The sequence below is a fragment of the Exiguobacterium sp. s129 genome, from assembly GCF_018617585.1.
Taxonomy (GTDB): Bacteria; Bacillota; Bacilli; order Exiguobacteriales; family Exiguobacteriaceae; genus Exiguobacterium; species Exiguobacterium aestuarii_A.
Map to the genome: position 1 here is coordinate 342,482 of NZ_JACSKL010000002.1, position 18,704 is coordinate 361,185.

An 18,704-nucleotide genomic window follows, 5' to 3' on the forward strand; every position below is an offset into this window, starting at 1 on the left:
ACTATAATATGATATGACGTGTGAAACACGTTTCCTTAGTCGTGTAATTCGGAGGGAGGGAAAACTAGTGGAAACTCGTGTCCGTAAAAACGAATCGCTTGAAGACGCTCTTCGTCGTTTCAAACGCGGTGTTTCGAAAGATGGCACACTTGCCGAAGTTCGTAAACGTCGTCACTACGAAAAGCCAAGCGTAAAACGTAAATTGAAATCAGAAGCTGCGCGTAAGCGTAAGAAATTCTGATTCCAGTTTCATTGTGTAGAGAGGGTGTTGGCTCATGAGTCTTCAAGAACGCTTGACGGACGACATGAAGCAAGCCATGCGCGCTAAACAAAAAGATCGTCTCACGACGATCCGGATGGTAAAAGCGTCGCTCCAAAATGAGGCTATCAAACTAGGTCGTCAAGATCTTACCGAGGAAGAGGAACTCACGGTGCTCAACCGAGAGATGAAACAGCGCAGAGACTCCCTCCGAGAATTCGAAAGCGCTGGTCGTGAAGACCTTGCTTCCAAAGTAGCAGAAGAGATTGTCGTCCTAGAAGCCTATATGCCTGAACAACTTTCAGAAGATGAAGTGACTGCGATCGTCCAAGCAGCAATTGCTCAAACGAACGCATCCGCTCCATCTGATATGGGTAAGGTGATGGGCGTCGTCATGCCGCAAGTCAAAGGCAAGGCAGACGGTGGTCTTGTGAACCGAATCGTCAAACAACAATTGACGAATTGATGAAAAAGCAGAACTTTTCGGGAAACCGAAAGTTTCTGCTTTTTTTGCGTATTCTGAAACCACATTCATTCTTGTTTCGTATACACTAGAGATAGGAGATAGCTTTGAATTTGGAAGGGGGTAGCAAGACGATGACATTTGGTCTCGGAGTGATTCTGACAGTCTTTTTTGTCGGAGTCGTCCTTCTTGGAATTGAAGTGTTCGTTGCAGGGTTTGGATTGTTCGGTTTGCTTGGGATCGGAGCGGTCGTTGCCAGTTTGATCATGGCGGGTGCGACGATCGGTCAGCTATGGCTCTCTATCGGTTTGGCGGCAGCGGTGCTCACTGGACTTGGGTTCTGGGCATACCGCCGATTAAGTACGAATCGTCCGCTCATTTATAAAGGGTTGATCTTGACGGATTCGACATCGACCGAAAAAGGTTACTTGTCCCATGATGACCGTAAACAACTTCTCGGGAAAGTCGGTGTGACGTTAACACCACTTCGCCCGGCCGGTACTGCCGAAATCGACGGAGAACGTATTGACGTCGTGACAGAGGGTGGCTATCTCGATCAGCAGACAAAAATTCAGGTATATAAAGTGGATTCAGGGCGGATTGTCGTTCGGACCTTTATAGAACCGAAGGAGGATGTAACAGAATGACACCAGAATTATTGACGACGTTACTCATCACAGGTGGAGGATTGATTGCGCTTGCCGTCTTCTTCACGTTTGTACCAATCGGATTATGGATTAGCTCATTCGCAGCAGGTGTACACGTCTCGATTTTCACATTGGTCGGGATGCGCCTTCGCCGCGTCGTACCATCAAAAATTGTTAACCCATTGATTAAAGCAGTCAAGGCGGGTCTCGGTTTAAACACGAACCAACTGGAAAGTCACTTCTTAGCGGGTGGTAATGTTGACCGTGTCGTAAACGCATTGATTGCGGCACACCGCGCAAACATCGAATTATCGTTCGAGCGTGCCGCTGCCATTGACTTGGCAGGACGTAACGTACTTGAAGCCGTACAAATGTCGGTTAACCCGAAAGTCATTGAGACACCATTTATCGCCGGTGTGGCAATGGACGGGATTGAAGTGAAGGCGAAAGCACGTATTACAGTGCGTGCCAATATCGATCGTCTCGTCGGTGGTGCGGGAGAAGAAACGATTATCGCCCGTGTCGGGGAAGGTGTCGTATCGACAATCGGATCTCAAAACAATCATAAGCACGTACTTGAGAACCCAGATATGATTTCACGTACCGTGCTCACAAAAGGTTTGGATTCAGGTACGGCGTTTGAAATTCTCTCGATTGATATTGCAGATATCGATATCGGTAAGAACATCGGGGCGGTCCTTCAGACTGACCAAGCCGAAGCAGATAAAAAGATTGCCCAAGCGAAGGCGGAAGAACGCCGAGCGATGGCGATTGCTCGCGAACAGGAAATGAAGTCTTCTGTAGAGGAAATGCGCGCGAAAGTTGTCGGCGCCGAAGCGGAAGTCCCGCTCGCGATGGCCGAAGCGTTGCGTAACGGTAAACTCGGCGTCATGGATTACGTGAATTACTTGAACGTTCAAGCAGATACGGAAATGCGAAAAGCGATTGGGTCCCCTATCGATTCTGAATCAGATAGTGAGTGATAAATATGGAAGGACTATGGGTACTTTTGTTAGCAGCCTTCGGGATCGCCTCGGCGGTGATGAAGCGGCTTGAGAAGTCATCGTCTTCAGGCGACCGTCCTCAGAGCAGTGAACTGAAACGCTACTTGGATTCGGTCGGAGACGTGATGAAAGAAATTGAATCGGCGTTTGACGACTCCGAATCAGAACAAAAGCCAGCACCACAAAAGGTGAGACGACGGGTAGCGCGAACCGAAGAGCGACCAGCGCCTCGGGAACGTCAAGTCGAGATGCCGAAAGTGAGTGCGCAGTTTGAACAAGCGGTGAAAATCCCTCCAATTAAGGAGGAAATCAAACCGAGACAACTGAAAGTTTCGAAAAAACAAATGCGGGAAGCTGTCATTTGGAGCGAGGTGTTACAACCTCCGGTCTCGAAACGAAAGAAGTAAGGCAAAGGCAGTAACCTCGCGTTACTGCCTTTTGCATGGGGAAATACACGGTCTTTCTTTCACGATAGGCGTGATAGTGCTAAAGTAAAAGAGGAATAACCGATATTTAGAGGGGGCAACGTATCCATTGATTATGACCGATAAAATACCTTTCGTCATGGAACATGCGAATGAAGCACAAGCTTTACTCGGACCGAAAGATGAAGTGTTCCAAGCGATTGAGACAGAATTGAAAGTGGCACTCATTCCAAGAGGCGAGGAATTGATTATCCAAGCCGATACCGGAGAAGCGCTAGAATTGACAAAACAAGTCATCCTCACGTTACAGACGTTAGTGAAAAAAGGTGCACGTCTTAACGAAAGCGACGCCATCAGCGTCATTCAACATATCCAAGTCGGAAAGGGTGACGAACTGCTCGAACATTATGAGCGTGTCGTCTTCACGACAAACAAGGGAAAACCGATTCGTGCTAAAACAGTTGGGCAGAGTCGCTATGTTCGCGCAATCGAACGACGAGACCTCGTCTTTGGAATCGGACCGGCTGGAACGGGTAAAACGTATTTGGCAGTCGTGCTAGCGGCGCGAGCACTAAAAGAAGGTCAGGTGAAACGGATTATCTTGACGCGACCTGCCGTTGAAGCAGGGGAGAATCTTGGGTTTTTACCAGGTGATCTGAAAGAAAAGGTAGATCCTTATCTTCGACCGTTATATGATGCCTTGTTCGACGTCTACGGCGTGGAACAGACGAATCGCTTATTAGAACGAGGGACAATCGAAGTGGCTCCACTCGCCTATATGCGTGGACGTACGTTAGAAGATGCGTTTGTCATATTAGATGAGGCACAAAACACGACGAAAGAACAAATGAAGATGTTTTTGACGCGACTCGGTTTCGGATCGAAGATGGTGGTCACGGGGGATTTGACACAAGTCGATTTACCGAAAGGCAAGGCGTCAGGTTTACAAGAGGCGTTACGCTTATTAGAGGGAGTGGATGGGATTCACTTTGAACACTTCAGCGCGTCTGACGTCGTCCGCCATCCACTCGTTAAGAAGATTATCAACGCCTATAGTACAGACCTCACATAAGGACGATAGTGAGGTCAACGATTGTGAAAGGGGGCACACGAATGCAGCAAGCCAAACATTGGACAGTAGCAACGATTTCGCTGATTTTCTTTCTCTTACTAGGTGCCATTCTATACTTCACCGTGCGCCCATCCATTATTAGTGTGGAACCGTTAGGGATTGCCGAACAGGACATCCGGTCTCCGATTACGGTCGAGGATCGAGTGGCGACTGAACGGTTGAAACAAGAAGTCACGAACGGCGTCGGCAGTCAGTTTTCGCTTCGTCGGGAATTCGCTGACCAACAGATTGCTAAAGTCGAGCAATTGTTCGCGGCGTTCGACCAAACGGATGAAGAGACGGAACTGGCAGATATCAAGAGCCGTCTGAACTCGACGGAAGCGAGCGGGGTACTCGCAGACGAAGAGCTGAACTCACTCCTCGAGGCGACGGAAGATACGCGCCAAACCGTTGAAGACGTGACGGTGACGGCTTTGCAACAAGTGATGGATGATCGGATTGAGACGAGTAATGAAGCGGTCGCAGCGGCCAGAGACCGCGCGGCTGCAATCGTCGATCAATCACCACTCTCGTTTGAATTCCGTGCGATCGCAAAAACATTAAGCGATGAACTCATCGTTCCGAACTATGTGTTTGACTCTGAGGCGACTCGTCAAAAAGAACAAGAAGCCATCGATGCAGTCGATCCTGTCATCATCCAAGAAGGGCAACTCCTTGTTAGTCAAGGAGAAGTCGTCACGCGTGAGATTTATCGGAAGCTAGAACTCACTGGAGCGATCGATCCGAACCGGTCACTCGCTCCACTGTTCGGATCATTCTTATTGAGCGGATTATTGACGGGCGGTTTCTTATTCATGCTTATCCGCTCGAAAATCAAAGATCTATTACTAAGCCCGAAAATATTAGTGACCGTCTATGGGTTGCTTCTGTTACAACTCGGTATCTTCTTTGGCGTCGGATACATCGGCGTCGACTACACGACGTATGCTTATCTTTTGGCACCGACCGCCTTCGTCGTATTATTACTACGTATCTTGATTGACGAGCGTGTCGCCCTCGCATCGGCGTTCATTACCATGATTGCGGGGAGTATCGTCGTCACATTCGGTCAAAGCACGAACTTCATGACGTTGGTATATGTCGCAACCGGAAGTTTCTTAGCCGTCTTTTTAGTCGAGCCAAAAATTCAGCGGAAGCGCTTGTTCTTGTCGGGCGTCTTACTCGGCATCGTGAATATCATCATGGTCATCGCGTTGCTCTTATTACGAAACGTTCAAGTGACTTGGGAAATGGCGATGTACCTTTCTGGGTTCGCCGTCATCAGCGCCTTGCTATCCATCGTGTTGACATTTGGATTCTTGCCTTTCCTAGAACCTTGGTTTGGCGTCCTGTCGTCTGGTCGACTCGTCGAATTGATGAGTCCGACACATCCATTGCTCCGAAAGCTCTTAATGGAGGCGCCAGGCACGTATCATCATAGTATGATGGTGGCAAACTTGGCGGAATCGGCATGTGAAGCCATTGGGGCGGACGGGTTGCTCGCGAGGGTGGCGAGTTATTACCACGACCTCGGGAAAACGGAACGTCCTCTTCACTTCATTGAAAATCAGCAAGGTGGAGGGAATCCGCACGATCGTCTGACACCAGAAGAGTCCGCTGACATCATCATGGCTCACCCTTATGATGGGGCCGATCTATTGAGACGCTATAAACTACCAAAGGAAATTATCGATATTGCTGAGCAACATCATGGGACATCTTTATTGAAATACTTCTTTGTCAAAGCGAAAGAAGATCATGAGAAAGACGTGGTGGAGTCTCGATATCGTTATCCTGGTCCGAAGCCTCAAACACGTGAAGCGGCGGTAGTCATGATTGTCGACTCAATCGAAGCGGCCGTTCGTTCGCAAAAGCAACCGACACCGGAAAAAATTCGGATGCTCGTTCGTGCCATCATCCGTGATAAGCTGGCAGACGGACAGTTTGAAGACTGCGACTTGACGACAAAAGAAATTTGGCGTGTCGGTGAGAGCGCATGCGAGACGTTGACGGGCTTGTTCCACGAGCGAATTGAATATCCAGAACTAAAGAAAGAGGGAGAACTACATGCAAATCATCTCGAACGATGAACATGAATTGTTGACGGCGTCTCAAATCGAGCTTGTCGAGTCGATTCTGCAACATGCCGCACAATTAGAAGAGGTCGAAGAGCCGAGTGAGTTGTCGGTCACGTATTTAACGAATGAAGAAATCCATGAGGTGAACCGGGAATGGAGAGGAAAAGATGCCCCGACCGATGTGATCAGCTTTGCCTTTGATGAGATGGGCGAAGACGAAATGGACTTCACACTCGATGAGGACGAACCGCATCTCCTCGGAGACTTGGTCATCTCGGTGGAACGATGCCGAGAACAAGCGGCGGACTACGGACATTCTTTTGAGCGAGAACTCGGTTTCTTGGCCATCCATGGATTCCTTCATCTATTAGGATATGACCATATGACACCAGAGGAAGAGGCGGAAATGACCGCAAGACAAGAGGAAGTTCTCACTCATTTCGAGTTGAAGCGAGGCAACGTGTGAGACCGTTTCGTGTGGCATGTGAGGGAATCTTCCATGCCATTCGGACAGAACGGAATATGCGTGTCCATCTCATATCCGCCTTACTCGTATTTGCTGTCGCGATTTGGCTACAAACGACAAGGATGGAAAATCTCGTCCTACTTGCCTGGGTGACGCTAGTCCTAAGTTTAGAGCTCATTAACACGGCAATCGAGCGGGCGGTCGACCTTGTCACAAAAGATGTCCACCCACTCGCGAAACAGGCGAAAGATGTGGCCGCGGGTGCCGTACTCGTCGCTTCAATCGGAGCGGCTGTGACAGCACTCATTATATTCGGTCCAAGGCTATGGAACGTGCTATACTAAGAGTTCTGAAATTGAGAAAGCAGGTGCACTATGTATCAAGAAGATTTTAAATCTGGTTTCGTGTCGATCATCGGTCGACCGAACGTCGGAAAATCAACATTCCTCAACCGCGTAATCGGTCAAAAGATTGCCATCATGTCGGATAAACCACAAACAACCCGAAATAAAGTACAAGGTGTGTATACGACGGATGATTCCCAAATCATTTTCATCGATACACCGGGAATCCATAAACCAAAACACCGCCTCGGTGACTTTATGATGAAAGTGGCGACGAACGCCCTTCGCGAAGTCGATGCAATTCTTTTCATGGTGAACGTGACGGAACCTCGTGGCGCCGGCGATGACTTCATCATTGAAAAATTGAAAGGACTCGACACACCTATCATTTTGGTGATGAATAAAATCGACTTGATTCACCCGGATGAACTGCCGAAAGTGATCGAGCAATATACAAATGAATTGGACTTTGCAGCGTACGTCCCAATCTCGGCTTTACAAGGCAATAACGTCGAACCACTCCTAGGAGAGATTAAGAAACTGTTACCTGAGGGACCGATGTACTATCCGGCCGATCAAGTGACGGACCACCCGGAGCGGTTTATTATCTCAGAGATGATTCGCGAAAAAGTGTTGCATAAGACGCGAGACGAAGTCCCGCACTCGATCGCTGTGGCAATCGAATCGATCAAGAAACGTGATAACTCGGAGATGATTGATGTCGAAGCCGTCATCATGGTGGAACGTGATTCGCAAAAAGGAATCATCATTGGGAAAAAAGGGGCGATGCTCCGTGAAATCGGGACAGACGCGCGTCAAGACATCGAAGCGCTTCTCGGCACGAAAGTGTACTTGAACCTTTGGGTCAAAGTACAGAAAGACTGGCGTAACAAGATGGGTCAGCTTCGTGACCTCGGTTTCCGCGACGACGAGTATTAAGCCATGTTACAAAAAGTCACGGGAATCGTCATTCGTACCGTCAATTATGGTGAATCGAATAAAGTCGTGACATTGTTTTCAGAAGAGCTTGGCAAAGTTGCGATTATGGCACGAGGCGCAAAAAAACCGGGGAGCCGGTTTCATGCCTCGAGCCAGCCGTTTGTAGAAGGTGTGTATATTTTCCCCTCTAGCCGTGGGCTCGCTCAGTTAAAATCATCCGATGTCATGACGTCCTATCCGGAAATCCGGAAAGATGTCGACCGGATGGCGTACGCCATGTACTGGTTGGAGCTCGTCGACCGGTCTGTCGAGGATCGGGTACAAAATCGTCCGCTCTTTCGGATTTTACAGGACGCGCTTCAAGCATTGAATGCGGGCATGGATGCAGATGTGATTACCCATCATCTCGAACTGCGCATCTTGCATCTTCTAGGTGTTTCCCCTGTGCTGACAGGGTGTGTCCGCTGTGGAGGCGTGACGGACCCGATGTATTTCTCGGTCGCCTCTGGCGGTTTTTTATGTGGGCGGCATCGAGAAGAGGGAGCAGTTCGATTATCAGAACGTCTTGCCAAATTGCTTTACTTGATGAGCAAACACGAACTGTCAGAATTTCGGAACGTACCATTGTCGAACGAGTCCAGACTCCTCTTGCGCCAACTCTTTGATGCGTATATGGAGTCGTATAGTGGGCTGCGATTAAAGACGAAACGAGTGCTCGACCAAATGATCCGCCTTCATCTGAATGAGGATTGACTTTTTAAACCGAATTCGATACGATGAGTTACGATTAGACAAATGAAATAGCGTGCGCGATGAAGGAAAAAAGTAACTCTTCCTGTCATGAATGAAGCGAGTTCGGGGTGGTGTGAGCCGAGCGTCATGAGGAGAGTGAATGGCGATTCCAGAGCGCCCACATCTTTTTAAGAGTGGCCCCGTTGTTGGGGCAAGTAGGGTGGAACCGCGGGAATCAATCCCGTCCCTATGTGCTAGGCACATAGGGGCGTTTTTTGTCGTTTCAATACTATTGGAGGTGTCATTTATGAAGCACATGACTGTGCAAGAGATTATTCTCACGCTACAAAACTTTTGGGCATCGAAAGGCTGTTTGACGATGCAAGCGTACGATGTGGAAAAAGGAGCAGGGACGATGAACCCGATGACGTTCCTTCGTAGCCTTGGTCCAGAGCCTTGGAACGTTTGTTACACGGAACCTTCACGCCGCCCGGCTGACGGACGTTATGGGGAGAACCCGAACCGCCTGTATCAACACCATCAGTTCCAGGTGATCATGAAACCGTCGCCGAGCAACATCCAAGAGTTGTACTTAGAAAGTCTCGAGTTGATTGGAATCAACCCGCTCGAGCATGACATCCGCTTCGTCGAAGATAACTGGGAAAACCCGACATTCGGAGCAGCCGGTCTCGGTTGGGAAGTATGGCTGAACGGGATGGAAATCACGCAATTCACGTATTTCCAACAAGTCGGGGGAATTGAGTGTGACCCGATTGCAGTTGAAATCACATACGGTCTCGAACGCCTCGCTTCGTACATTCAGGAAGTCGAGAGCGTATTCGACCTCGTTTGGACGGATGGATTCAAGTATGGAGACATCTTCTACCAGCCTGAATTCGAACACTCGAAATATACGTTCGAGTTATCAGACGTCGATATGCTCTTCACGCTATTTGACACATATGAGAAGGAAGCAAAACGTGCTCTCGAAGAAAATCTCGTCTTCCCTGCGTACGATTACATTTTGAAGTGTTCACATACGTTCAACTTGTTAGACGCAAAAGGTGCGATTTCCGTGACAGAACGTACTGGATTCATCCAACGCGTCCGTAATATGTCACGTGCATGTGCTGCTAAATTTATCGAAGAACGGGAACGCCTTGACTTCCCGCTTTTGAAACAAGAGAAAGCAGGTGACTTGAATGCGTGACCTTTTACTAGAGATTGGATTAGAAGAATTACCGGCTCAATACGTCTTGCGCTCAGAGAAGCAATTGGCAGAGCGCATCGATGCGTTCTTGAAAGAAGCGCGTGTTGAGTATGGTTCAATCGATGTCTATTCTACACCTCGTCGTTTAGCTGTAATCGTTCGCGACGTGGCAGAAACACAACAAGATTTAACGGAAACCCTTCGTGGACCTGCGAAGAAGATTGCTCAAGACGCTGAAGGGAACTGGTCGAAAGCGGCAGAAGGCTTTGCTCGTGGTCGTGGATTAACAGTAGAAGACTTATACTTCGCCGAAGAAAAAGGTGTTGAATACGTCTTCGCAGAACGTCATGAGGCGGGTCAAGATACGATGTCGTTATTGAATGGCCTTGAAGATGTCGTTCGGAGTTTGACGTTCCCGAAAAACATGAAGTGGGGAACGAGCAGTTTACGCTACATGCGTCCGATTCGTTGGTTGATTGCCCTCTTCGGTCAAGACATCATCGACTTTACGATTGAAGGCGTGAAAACAGGGAATGTGACGAGAGGTCACCGTTTCCTCAGCAAGGGAGATGTCGTCGTCGAGTCACCTGTTGAATATGTGAAAGCGCTAGAGGCTGCATTTGTCATGGCAAGCTACGAGACACGTAAAGCCGAAATCGAACGTCAAATTCAAACGCTCGCGACAAATCAAGGGTGGACGATTCCGCTTGATGCCGACTTGTTAGAGGAAGTCACGAACTTAGTCGAGTGGCCGACTGCCCTCTTTGGTGAATTTGATGAGACGTATCTTGACTTACCGGAAGAAGTTCTCATTACGACGATGAAAGAGCACCAACGCTATTTCCCGGTATATGTTGATGGAACGTTGAAAAACTATTTCGTTACCGTTCGAAACGGGAACGCCGATCATCTCGAAAACGTCGCACGTGGGAACGAAAAGGTCATCCGTGCGCGTCTTGCGGATGCGGTCTTCTTCTACGAAGAAGACAAGAAGACAAAAATCGATGATCAGCTTGCACGTCTCGACCGAATCGTCTTCCACGAAAAATTAGGAACGACTGGTGCGAAAGCGCGACGTGTGACCGAAATCGCACAAGCCCTTGCTCCTTTGTTTGATGCGGACCTTGAAAAAGTAAATCGTGCTGGTGCGATTCATAAGTTTGATCTTGTCAGCCAGATGGTTTACGAGTTCACAGAGCTTCAAGGAATCATGGGTGAGAAGTATGCCCTTCAACAAGGTGAGGACAAGGAAGTAGCTGCGGCGATTCGTGAGCACTACATGCCACGTTTCGCGGGTGATTCGTCTCCGGAGACGGCAACAGGTGCCGTGCTTGCTCTCGCAGATAAGCTCGATTCGATTGCTGCGTTCTTTGGTATCGGCATGATCCCGAGTGGTTCACAAGATCCGTTCGCACTTCGTCGCCAAGCACAAGGAGTCGTACAAATCCTTGGGGATTGGAAGATTGATCTCTCAATCGACAAACTACTTTCGAAAGTTGTCGAATTACAACTGGAGGCAGGACTCTATGAAGCCGATAAAGAACAAGTCAAGGCACAGCTCGTCGAGTTCTTTACACTTCGCTTGAAATATCGCTTGCAAGAACAGCAAGTTCGCTATGACGTGATTGATGCCGTGTTGACGACTACGCTTACGGTTGACCGTCTTGATGCTCGTGCACATGCGATTCAACAATTCGTTTCGACGGACGCGAAGTCATTGATCGAGCAATTGTCACGCGTCGTCAATATCTCGAAAAAGGGTGAGCCAGGAGACGTCGATCCGTCATTGTTTGAAAACGACCAAGAGGTTGCATTACATGAAGCGATTGAACAGACTGCTCCTGATGCGATGAATGCCGTTCAAATAGGAGATTACAACAAAGCGCTTCAACTTCTTCAGACGCTTGAATCACCAATTATGATGTATTTCGAACATACAATGGTCATGAGTGATAACGAGGCGGTACGCCAAAACCGACTCCACGAAATGAACCGACTTGCTACGACGATTAAGAGTGTCGCAGACTTCAACGCGCTCGTACTCTAACAAACTAGAGGGGGTTGGCTATGCAACTGAATGAACGCCAACAAAAAATCGTCGAGATTGTAAAAGAAAATGGACCGATTACAGGGGAGCAAATCGCGCAGGAATTATCGCTGACGCGTGCGACCTTGCGTCCAGATCTTGCGATTTTGACGATGACAGGAATACTTGAAGCAAGACCTCGCGTCGGCTACACGTTTGTTGGCAAACGGAATTCGTCGATGCTCCGCGAAAAGCTAGATTCCTTAACGGTCGGAGATTTTATGTCCTCTGCGAAAGTCGTTCGGGATGAGATGACGGTATATGATGCGATTGTCACGCTCTTCTTAGAAGATGTGGGCTCGCTGTTCGTTGTCGGACGTGACAGAGAACTCGTAGGGGTACTGTCACGTAAAGACCTCCTCCGCGCAGCAATTGGGAATCAAGATTTAGATCAATTGCCGGTCAACGTCATCATGACACGCATGCCGAATATCACGGTTTGCGAGAAAAGCGAGACATTGATTCGTGCGGGAATGAAATTGATTGAGAAGCAAATCGATGCCATGCCGGTCGTTGAAGAGAAGGATGGCAAATTGATTGTTCTCGGTCGGATGACGAAAACGAACATGACGAAGGTGCTCATTGCGTTAGCGAACGATGAGTCGATTTGAGGAGGAAACCGATTTGACTACGAAACAACTCGTTTTTGTGGTAAGTGACTCGGTCGGAGAGACATGTGAGCTCGTCGTCCGAGCAGCGAGTATCCAATTCCATGAGAATGCGATTGATACGCTTCGCATCCCATTCGTTGAGGATGAGCAGACGATTATCGATGTGGTCACACAAGCGAAGGCGCAACACGCAATCATTGCATTCACGCTCGTCAATGAAGAGCATCGCGCGCTTCTCATGAAACTCGGGGAAGAACACCAGGTCAAGACGGTTGACTTGCTCGGTGATTTGCTCGATGTCTTATCGGGACAGCTGAAAGAAGCCCCACGTGAAAAACCGGGACTCATCTATCGCTTGGACGATGATTACTTTCGTAAAATCGAAGCGATGGAATTTGCCGTCAAATATGACGATGGTCGAGACCCGCGTGGTCTGAAAAAAGCCGACATCGTACTCGTCGGCGTCTCGCGAACATCAAAGACACCACTGTCTCAGTATTTGGCATTGAAGCGATATAAAGTCGCGAACGTCCCACTCGTCCCAGAATCACGACCTCCAGAGGAGTTATTCGACTTACCGGCAGAACGGTGTGTTGGGTTAATCATCTCTCCAGAGAAGTTGATTTCGATTCGAATGGAGCGCCTCAAGTCACTCGGTTTGAAGCCGGAAGCGGACTACGCACAACTTGAACGAATCAATCGAGAGCTCGAATATGCTCGCGGGATTTATGAACGAATCGGTTGTGATGTGATCGATGTGACGAACAAGGCGGTCGAAGAGACGGCGGGCATTATCTTACGTCATCTCGAACAATCAAAAGACGACTAATGTGCATAAGTGTTTCAATTAGTAATCGTTGCTTTGAGAGGGTATAATAGAGTATTGACAGTACAGTGAAACGGAACGTGATGAGCGTTCCGTTTCGTTGCGAGATTGGAAACAGGGAGTGGTCAAGATGCCACGGATACCAGATGAAGTCATCGCAGAAGTGAAGCAAGCGACCGATATCGTCGAATTGATTGGCGAGCGTGTCGAATTAAAGAAACAAGGGCATCGGCTTGTCGGGTTATGTCCATTTCATTCCGAAAACTCACCGTCTTTTTCCGTTTCACCTGAAAAAGGGATGTATCACTGTTTCGGCTGTGGTGCCGGAGGAAACGTATTCACGTTTGTGATGGAGACGGAAGGGTTGTCTTTTCCTGAGACAGTGGAGCGTTTAGCAACGCGCGCGAATATTTCAGTAGAAGGTATACAAGGGGACGAAGAACTCACACGTGAACAAGTATGGCGTAAACAAATGCGTGATGCACATCGACTCGTCGCGGACTTGTACCATGAAGTCTTGATGAAAACGGAAGCTGGCGAAGTGGGATTGTCGTATTTGCGAAACCGTGCTTTAACGGAAGAAACAATTGCGCAATACAAGATTGGATTTGCCCCAGACCAACGACGCTTTACTGTCGAGTTGTTGGAGCGGCGAGGGTTCGATTTAGAAGTAATGGTTGAGGCAGGTTTAATCTCAAAGTCCAAATCCGGTGAATATTTTGACCGATTTGAAGGACGGGTCGTCTTTCCGATTGCGGATCGAGACGGCACCATCGTTGGCTTCAGCGGGCGTGCGATTGATGACCGTCAACCAAAATACGTGAATACGGCTGAAACGCCGCTATTCAACAAGAGTGAACTGCTATTCGGCTTCTCTCAAGCCCGGGCATTGATGCGTAAGAAAAAGCGAGTCTTTCTCGTAGAAGGGAACGTAGACGTCTTACAAGTCGCGCAAGCGGGTACACAAGAAGTTGTGGCATCACTTGGAACTGCCTTTTCTCCACAACACGCAAGAGCATTGTCACGAATCGTGGAAGAAGTCATCATCTGCTATGACGGAGACCATGCGGGACAAGAGGCGACCCAAAAAGTCATTCGCTTATTAGAGTCATCTCCGCTCGATGTACAAGTTTTACCGTTACCCGAAAAGACAGACCCGGATGATTATATTCGTCAACACGGGGCGTCGCATTGGCAACAGTTTGTTGAAAAGGAACAGATGAGCGTGCTTGATTTTATGAATCGCATGCTCAGACGAGGAAAAAACTTGAACCGAGAAGGAGAACGGATTCGCTTTATTGAATCTATGCTTGAAGAGATCGGTAAGACGAATGATTCGATTCGAAGAGATTTATATGTAAAAAAACTGGCGGATGAATTTGAGATTCCGATTGAGACGCTTCGTTCGAGAATTCCTCGTCCGACGTCAAGCGAATCGACACCCATCCGTACGATGGAGCCTGTGGAACCCGTTCGAAAACGTTCGAGTAAAACGGGCGAACCACGCTGGATGAAAGCAGAGAAGTATTTGTTACGTGCCATGTTGACTGGACCGGAACAAGTCCGCTTTGTACGCGATCGTCTAGGGCTCCGTTATCAGGATGAGACACATCGTATGCTAGGTTCGGCATTGTATGAAATCGTCTCTGAGACGATGACACAAGATGAGTTCGATCAAGTGACGTTGCCATTTATGGAGCGTTACTGCGACCAACGTCCCGATTATGCGATGCGTTTTGCGGAGATCCGACTGATGGCTGGACCGGATGAACTGTCTGAAGAGGTTTTAGACGAATACATTCGGGTCATAAACAGTTATGAGGAGCAACGTCAAATCGAGCGTGCAAAAAGGGAAATCGCTCAAGACGCCGAAAGTATTGTTGACCAGGCGTCCAAGCTACAAGAATTGATTGCCCGTAGTCGTCGTCTACGAGAACGATGAACGTGGATGAAGTTTGGAAGGAGTTGAACTGCTAAATGGCAGAGAAGAAGAAAGAGGATTTATTTAACGCCATAGAAGAGCTCGAAAAGTTAGGAAAGAAAAAAGGCGTTGTCTCAATGCAAGCCATCCAAGACCGCCTCAGTCATTTTGAGGTGGACTCGGATTTCATTGATAACTTCATCGAAGATTTAGAAGCGAAAGATATCCGTGTCACAGAGGACGCAGCTGACGCAGAAGAAACACCTGCGAAAAAAGAAGATGAAGAAGTCGACTTAAACGACTTATCGGTACCACCTGGAATTAAAATCAACGACCCGGTCCGAATGTATTTGAAAGAAATCGGACGTGTCGACCTTCTCAGTGCGAAAGATGAGACGGAGCTTGCGAAACGAATCGAGCAAGGAGACGAAGAAGCGAAAAAACGTCTTGCGGAAGCGAACCTTCGTCTCGTCGTTTCGATTGCGAAACGTTACGTCGGTCGTGGGATGCTCTTCCTTGATTTGATTCAAGAAGGAAACATGGGCCTCATCAAAGCAGTCGAAAAATTCGACTACATGAAAGGGTTCAAATTCTCGACTTATGCGACATGGTGGATTCGTCAGGCCATCACTCGTGCGATTGCTGACCAAGCGCGTACAATCCGGATCCCAGTTCACATGGTCGAAACGATTAACAAATTGATTCGCGTTCAACGTCAATTGCTCCAAGACCTCGGTCGTGAACCTTCTCCAGAAGAGATTGCGAAAGAGATGGAACTCACACCTGAAAAAGTGCGTGAGATTCTAAAAATCGCGCAAGAGCCGGTGTCACTTGAAACACCAATTGGGGAAGAGGACGATTCACATCTCGGTGACTTCATTGAAGACCAAGATGCAATGGCCCCACAAGATGCGGCAGCCTATGAATTGTTGAAAGAACAGTTAGAAGACGTGCTCGATACGTTGACGGACCGTGAAGAAAACGTCCTTCGTCTTCGTTTCGGTTTAGACGATGGTCGTACGCGTACACTTGAAGAAGTCGGGAAAGTGTTCGGCGTCACACGTGAGCGGATTCGTCAGATCGAAGCGAAAGCTCTTCGTAAATTACGTCACCCAAGTCGTTCCAAACGCTTGAAAGACTTCCTCGATTAAGTTCATATTTGAATAAAGTGTGAAGTTTTAGAAGAAAGGAAGGAAAATGAGTGATTTTCCTTCCTTCTTTATTATTTTTTGAGTAAAATAGTGTTGGATAGAAATTTGGAATGAACATGAGGGGGAACTACAATGCGTAATCCATTGTTACCGTTTGCGGCAATCGCAATCGTCGCAATTATTGCCATGGTATCATTATCGTATTTTGGTGTGAATCAGGCGCAACAAGCGGCTGAAGGTCCAGCAGTCACTGAAATGAACCCAGAAGAGTTATATGCAGCGAAGGGTTGCACAGGTTGCCACGGCGGAAACCTTGAAGGTGGCGTTGGTCCAGCACTTACTGGTGTTGGCGATCGTCTTTCACCAGAAGAAATCGCAAACATCATTGTCAACGGACAAGGTGCGATGCCTGCAGGTCTTGCATCAGCTGAAGAAGCAGAAGTGCTTGCGAACTGGTTGATCGAACAATAAGAAGTGGCGCACTCCGTAGCGGGGTGCGTTTTTTGTTGTCGAAGTGTAAAGAATTCGATACGCTAGGGAAGAAGTAGAACAAAGGAGTTGTCTTACATGCAAGAACGTGTCATCTTAGATCGCCGCTTGAAGCAAGTTGTCGATTATATCCCGAAAGGAAGCGTGCTCGCTGATATTGGATCAGATCACGCATATGTGCCATGCTACGCCCTTCAACAAGGAATCATTTCAAAGGGGATTGCAGGCGAAGTAAATGCTGGTCCGATGGAGGCCGCGAAAGCACAAGTAGACTTGATTGGAGCGCGAGAAGTCATCGACGTACGTCTCGGTGACGGTCTGGCTGTACTACATGAAGACGAAGCGACATGTATCTCGATTTGTGGGATGGGTGGCAGTTTGATTCGTTCGATTCTAGAATCCGGGAAAGAGAAGCTCGGTGCAGTCGAGCGTCTGATTCTTCAACCGAATGTCGACGGACAACACGTTCGGAGTTGGTTGCTTGAGAACGGATATGTTCTCGTCGAAGAAGCGATTGTCGAAGAGAATGATAAGGTATATGAGATTCTCGTCGGCGAAAAAGGGACTGAGACAATTTATAGTGACGATCTCACAGAACGGACTTGGCAACTATTATTCGGTCCATATTTGATTCAGGAACGCCCTGAGGCGTTCAAACTGAAGTGGAGTCGTGAAGCGGATAAACTCGAATATGTACTCGATCAAATGGCAGATGGCATTCAGTCAGAGGCGTTGGTTCAAAAACAAATCGAATTCAAACGGATGCGTGACAAAATGAGAGAGGTGAGTCAGTAATGGCGAACGGCAATCAAGTGATCCAGTTGTTTGAAGAGTTTGCGCCAAAACACTTAGCAGTCGAAGGCGATAAAATCGGCTTGCAAATCGGATCGCTCAATAAAGATGTCAAACGGGTCATGGTGACGCTCGATGTGCTTGAATCGGTCGTGGATGAAGCGATTGAGAAAAAAGTGGATTTGATCATTGCCCATCATCCGCCCATCTTTAGTCCGTTATCTCAAGTCAATGATCGTTCTACGGCAGGGAAAATCACGATGAAATGTATTCAGCATGACATCGCAGTCTACGTGGCACACACGAATTTAGATGTCTGTGTTGGCGGTGTGAACGATTGGATGAGTGAAGCGATCGGGTTGCACGACACAAAAGTACTCGTACCAACGTATGAGGAGCCAGTCTATAAATTAACGGTGTTCGTGCCGGAATCACACGCAGAAGACGTGTCACGTGCATTAGGCAGAGCAGGTGCAGGACATATCGGAGACTATGCGGATTGTCAGTTCCGAGTTTCTGGAAAAGGACAATTCACTCCTCTTGAAGGGACGACACCATTCATTGGTAGAGTTCACGAGACAGAACAAGTCGATGAGGTTCGAATCGAGACGGTCGTCCGCGAAAGCCAGAAGAAGCGAGTCTTGAAAGCGATGAAAGATGCTCATCCGTATGAAGAAGTAGCATACGATTTGATTCGAGACGAGATTGAAGGACACGTATACGGGTTAGGACGCATCGGTAGACTTGAACGTCCTGTAACACTTGAAGCGTTCGCCGACCATGTGAAGACGAGCTTTGGAGTGGAAGGTGTCCGTTTCGTCGGGGACCCGAAACGATTGATTGAGAAAGTGGCTGTACTTGGAGGGGACGGAAACAAATATGTTTCCGCTGCACATTTCAAAGGTGCAGATGCTTACGTAACGGGTGATTTATACTTCCACGTGGCGCATGATGCGATGGCACTAGGGCTCGCGGTCGTCGACCCAGGACACCATGTCGAAAGTGTCATGAAGCGTGGCGTGGTCGGGATTCTCACAGAGAAGTTTCAGAAAGCGAAAATCGATGTCGAGTTGATGATCTCCGAAGCGAACACGAACCCGTTCCAATTCAGATGACATAAAAAATCCCCCATTTTCTCGTTGAGAATGGG

Annotated in this window: 20 protein-coding genes; all 20 read left to right on the top strand. The window is 48.1% G+C overall.

The features are described 5' to 3' along the window. Nucleotides 1–46: 46 nt before the first annotated feature. The 20 genes from rpsU to KNO92_RS04240 all read left to right on the top strand — a co-directional run bounded on the left by rpsU (nt 47) and on the right by KNO92_RS04240 (nt 18,669). Nucleotides 47–241 carry a 30S ribosomal protein S21 gene (gene rpsU, locus KNO92_RS04145; RefSeq protein ID WP_029334745.1) on the top strand — a complete coding sequence of 65 codons (195 nt, stop codon included), beginning with the start codon at nt 47–49 and terminating at the stop codon, nt 239–241. A gap of 34 nt (nt 242–275) precedes the next feature. Beyond that, on the top strand, nt 276–725 hold the full coding sequence (locus KNO92_RS04150) for a GatB/YqeY domain-containing protein (protein ID WP_074033373.1): 450 nt from the start codon (nt 276–278) through the stop codon (nt 723–725). 131 nt (nt 726–856) lie between these two features. Continuing rightward, entirely contained in the window at nt 857–1,369 is a 513-nt protein-coding gene (locus KNO92_RS04155) for an NfeD family protein (RefSeq protein ID WP_074033372.1), read from the top strand. Further along, complete coding sequence (floA, locus tag KNO92_RS04160; protein WP_074033371.1) at nt 1,366–2,352, top strand: flotillin-like protein FloA; 987 nt, start codon at nt 1,366–1,368, stop codon at nt 2,350–2,352. The genes KNO92_RS04155 and floA overlap by 4 nt, the downstream gene beginning before the upstream one ends. 5 nt (nt 2,353–2,357) lie before the next feature. Beyond that, on the top strand, nt 2,358–2,780 hold the full coding sequence (locus KNO92_RS04165; protein ID WP_214760180.1) for a hypothetical protein: 423 nt from the start codon (nt 2,358–2,360) through the stop codon (nt 2,778–2,780). A gap of 133 nt (nt 2,781–2,913) precedes the next feature. Beyond that, the gene (locus KNO92_RS04170) at nt 2,914–3,870 is read left to right on the top strand and encodes a PhoH family protein (protein WP_074033920.1); all 957 of its coding nucleotides are present in this window, start codon (nt 2,914–2,916) and stop codon (nt 3,868–3,870) included. A 41-nt stretch (nt 3,871–3,911) separates the two neighbouring features. Then, complete coding sequence (locus tag KNO92_RS04175) at nt 3,912–5,999, top strand: HD family phosphohydrolase (RefSeq protein WP_214693110.1); 2,088 nt, start codon at nt 3,912–3,914, stop codon at nt 5,997–5,999. Then, nucleotides 5,977–6,453 (top strand): rRNA maturation RNase YbeY, encoded by a 477-nt coding sequence (gene ybeY / locus KNO92_RS04180; protein WP_214693109.1) that lies wholly within the window; start codon nt 5,977–5,979, stop codon nt 6,451–6,453. The genes KNO92_RS04175 and ybeY overlap by 23 nt, the downstream gene beginning before the upstream one ends. Beyond that, entirely contained in the window at nt 6,450–6,797 is a 348-nt protein-coding gene (locus tag KNO92_RS04185) for a diacylglycerol kinase family protein (protein WP_214760182.1), read from the top strand. Before ybeY ends, KNO92_RS04185 begins: the two co-directional genes overlap by 4 nt. A 30-nt stretch (nt 6,798–6,827) precedes the next feature. Beyond that, nucleotides 6,828–7,736, top strand: coding sequence for a GTPase Era (gene era, locus KNO92_RS04190; RefSeq protein WP_214749221.1), 909 nt, complete (start codon nt 6,828–6,830; stop codon nt 7,734–7,736). 3 nt (nt 7,737–7,739) lie between these two features. Beyond that, complete coding sequence (recO, locus tag KNO92_RS04195; protein WP_214760184.1) at nt 7,740–8,489, top strand: DNA repair protein RecO; 750 nt, start codon at nt 7,740–7,742, stop codon at nt 8,487–8,489. A 295-nt stretch (nt 8,490–8,784) separates the two neighbouring features. Then, the gene (gene glyQ / locus KNO92_RS04200; protein WP_214760239.1) at nt 8,785–9,678 is read left to right on the top strand and encodes a glycine--tRNA ligase subunit alpha; all 894 of its coding nucleotides are present in this window, start codon (nt 8,785–8,787) and stop codon (nt 9,676–9,678) included. Beyond that, nucleotides 9,671–11,725 (top strand): glycine--tRNA ligase subunit beta, encoded by a 2,055-nt coding sequence (gene glyS / locus KNO92_RS04205; RefSeq protein WP_214760186.1) that lies wholly within the window; start codon nt 9,671–9,673, stop codon nt 11,723–11,725. The genes glyQ and glyS overlap by 8 nt, the downstream gene beginning before the upstream one ends. Nucleotides 11,726–11,745: 20 nt before the next feature. Further along, nucleotides 11,746–12,375, top strand: a complete 630-nt coding sequence (ccpN, locus tag KNO92_RS04210; protein WP_074033362.1) for a transcriptional regulator CcpN — start codon at nt 11,746–11,748, stop codon at nt 12,373–12,375. Beyond that, nucleotides 12,362–13,204, top strand: coding sequence for a pyruvate, water dikinase regulatory protein (locus tag KNO92_RS04215; protein WP_214693090.1), 843 nt, complete (start codon nt 12,362–12,364; stop codon nt 13,202–13,204). Before ccpN ends, KNO92_RS04215 begins: the two co-directional genes overlap by 14 nt. Before the next feature lie 127 nt (nt 13,205–13,331). Continuing rightward, nucleotides 13,332–15,143, top strand: coding sequence for a DNA primase (gene dnaG, locus KNO92_RS04220; protein ID WP_214760188.1), 1,812 nt, complete (start codon nt 13,332–13,334; stop codon nt 15,141–15,143). A 35-nt stretch (nt 15,144–15,178) separates the two neighbouring features. Continuing rightward, complete coding sequence (gene rpoD, locus KNO92_RS04225; protein WP_012726640.1) at nt 15,179–16,273, top strand: RNA polymerase sigma factor RpoD; 1,095 nt, start codon at nt 15,179–15,181, stop codon at nt 16,271–16,273. 132 nt (nt 16,274–16,405) lie between these two features. Then, on the top strand, nt 16,406–16,744 hold the full coding sequence (cccA, locus tag KNO92_RS04230; RefSeq protein WP_012726639.1) for a cytochrome c550: 339 nt from the start codon (nt 16,406–16,408) through the stop codon (nt 16,742–16,744). Between the two features lie 96 nt (nt 16,745–16,840). Further along, on the top strand, nt 16,841–17,557 hold the full coding sequence (locus tag KNO92_RS04235; protein ID WP_214760190.1) for a tRNA (adenine(22)-N(1))-methyltransferase: 717 nt from the start codon (nt 16,841–16,843) through the stop codon (nt 17,555–17,557). After that, entirely contained in the window at nt 17,557–18,669 is a 1,113-nt protein-coding gene (locus KNO92_RS04240) for a Nif3-like dinuclear metal center hexameric protein (RefSeq protein ID WP_214760193.1), read from the top strand. Before KNO92_RS04235 ends, KNO92_RS04240 begins: the two co-directional genes overlap by 1 nt. Nucleotides 18,670–18,704: the final 35 nt, after the last annotated feature.

Excerpts from the sequence above, each read along its gene's own strand:
- KNO92_RS04150 (WP_074033373.1), top strand. The coding sequence starts at position 276 with ATGAGTCTTCAAGAACGCTTGACGGACGACATGAAGCAAGCCATGCGC.
- KNO92_RS04155 (WP_074033372.1), top strand. The coding sequence starts at position 857 with ATGACATTTGGTCTCGGAGTGATTCTGACAGTCTTTTTTGTCGGAGTC.
- floA (WP_074033371.1), top strand. The coding sequence starts at position 1,366 with ATGACACCAGAATTATTGACGACGTTACTCATCACAGGTGGAGGATTG.
- KNO92_RS04165 (WP_214760180.1), top strand. The coding sequence starts at position 2,358 with ATGGAAGGACTATGGGTACTTTTGTTAGCAGCCTTCGGGATCGCCTCG.
- KNO92_RS04170 (WP_074033920.1), top strand. The coding sequence starts at position 2,914 with ATGACCGATAAAATACCTTTCGTCATGGAACATGCGAATGAAGCACAA.
- KNO92_RS04175 (WP_214693110.1), top strand. The coding sequence starts at position 3,912 with ATGCAGCAAGCCAAACATTGGACAGTAGCAACGATTTCGCTGATTTTC.
- ybeY (WP_214693109.1), top strand. The coding sequence starts at position 5,977 with ATGCAAATCATCTCGAACGATGAACATGAATTGTTGACGGCGTCTCAA.
- era (WP_214749221.1), top strand. The coding sequence starts at position 6,828 with ATGTATCAAGAAGATTTTAAATCTGGTTTCGTGTCGATCATCGGTCGA.
- recO (WP_214760184.1), top strand. The coding sequence starts at position 7,740 with ATGTTACAAAAAGTCACGGGAATCGTCATTCGTACCGTCAATTATGGT.
- glyQ (WP_214760239.1), top strand. The coding sequence starts at position 8,785 with ATGACTGTGCAAGAGATTATTCTCACGCTACAAAACTTTTGGGCATCG.
- glyS (WP_214760186.1), top strand. The coding sequence starts at position 9,671 with ATGCGTGACCTTTTACTAGAGATTGGATTAGAAGAATTACCGGCTCAA.
- ccpN (WP_074033362.1), top strand. The coding sequence starts at position 11,746 with ATGCAACTGAATGAACGCCAACAAAAAATCGTCGAGATTGTAAAAGAA.
- KNO92_RS04215 (WP_214693090.1), top strand. The coding sequence starts at position 12,362 with ATGAGTCGATTTGAGGAGGAAACCGATTTGACTACGAAACAACTCGTT.
- dnaG (WP_214760188.1), top strand. The coding sequence starts at position 13,332 with ATGCCACGGATACCAGATGAAGTCATCGCAGAAGTGAAGCAAGCGACC.
- rpoD (WP_012726640.1), top strand. The coding sequence starts at position 15,179 with ATGGCAGAGAAGAAGAAAGAGGATTTATTTAACGCCATAGAAGAGCTC.
- cccA (WP_012726639.1), top strand. The coding sequence starts at position 16,406 with ATGCGTAATCCATTGTTACCGTTTGCGGCAATCGCAATCGTCGCAATT.
- KNO92_RS04235 (WP_214760190.1), top strand. The coding sequence starts at position 16,841 with ATGCAAGAACGTGTCATCTTAGATCGCCGCTTGAAGCAAGTTGTCGAT.
- KNO92_RS04240 (WP_214760193.1), top strand. The coding sequence starts at position 17,557 with ATGGCGAACGGCAATCAAGTGATCCAGTTGTTTGAAGAGTTTGCGCCA.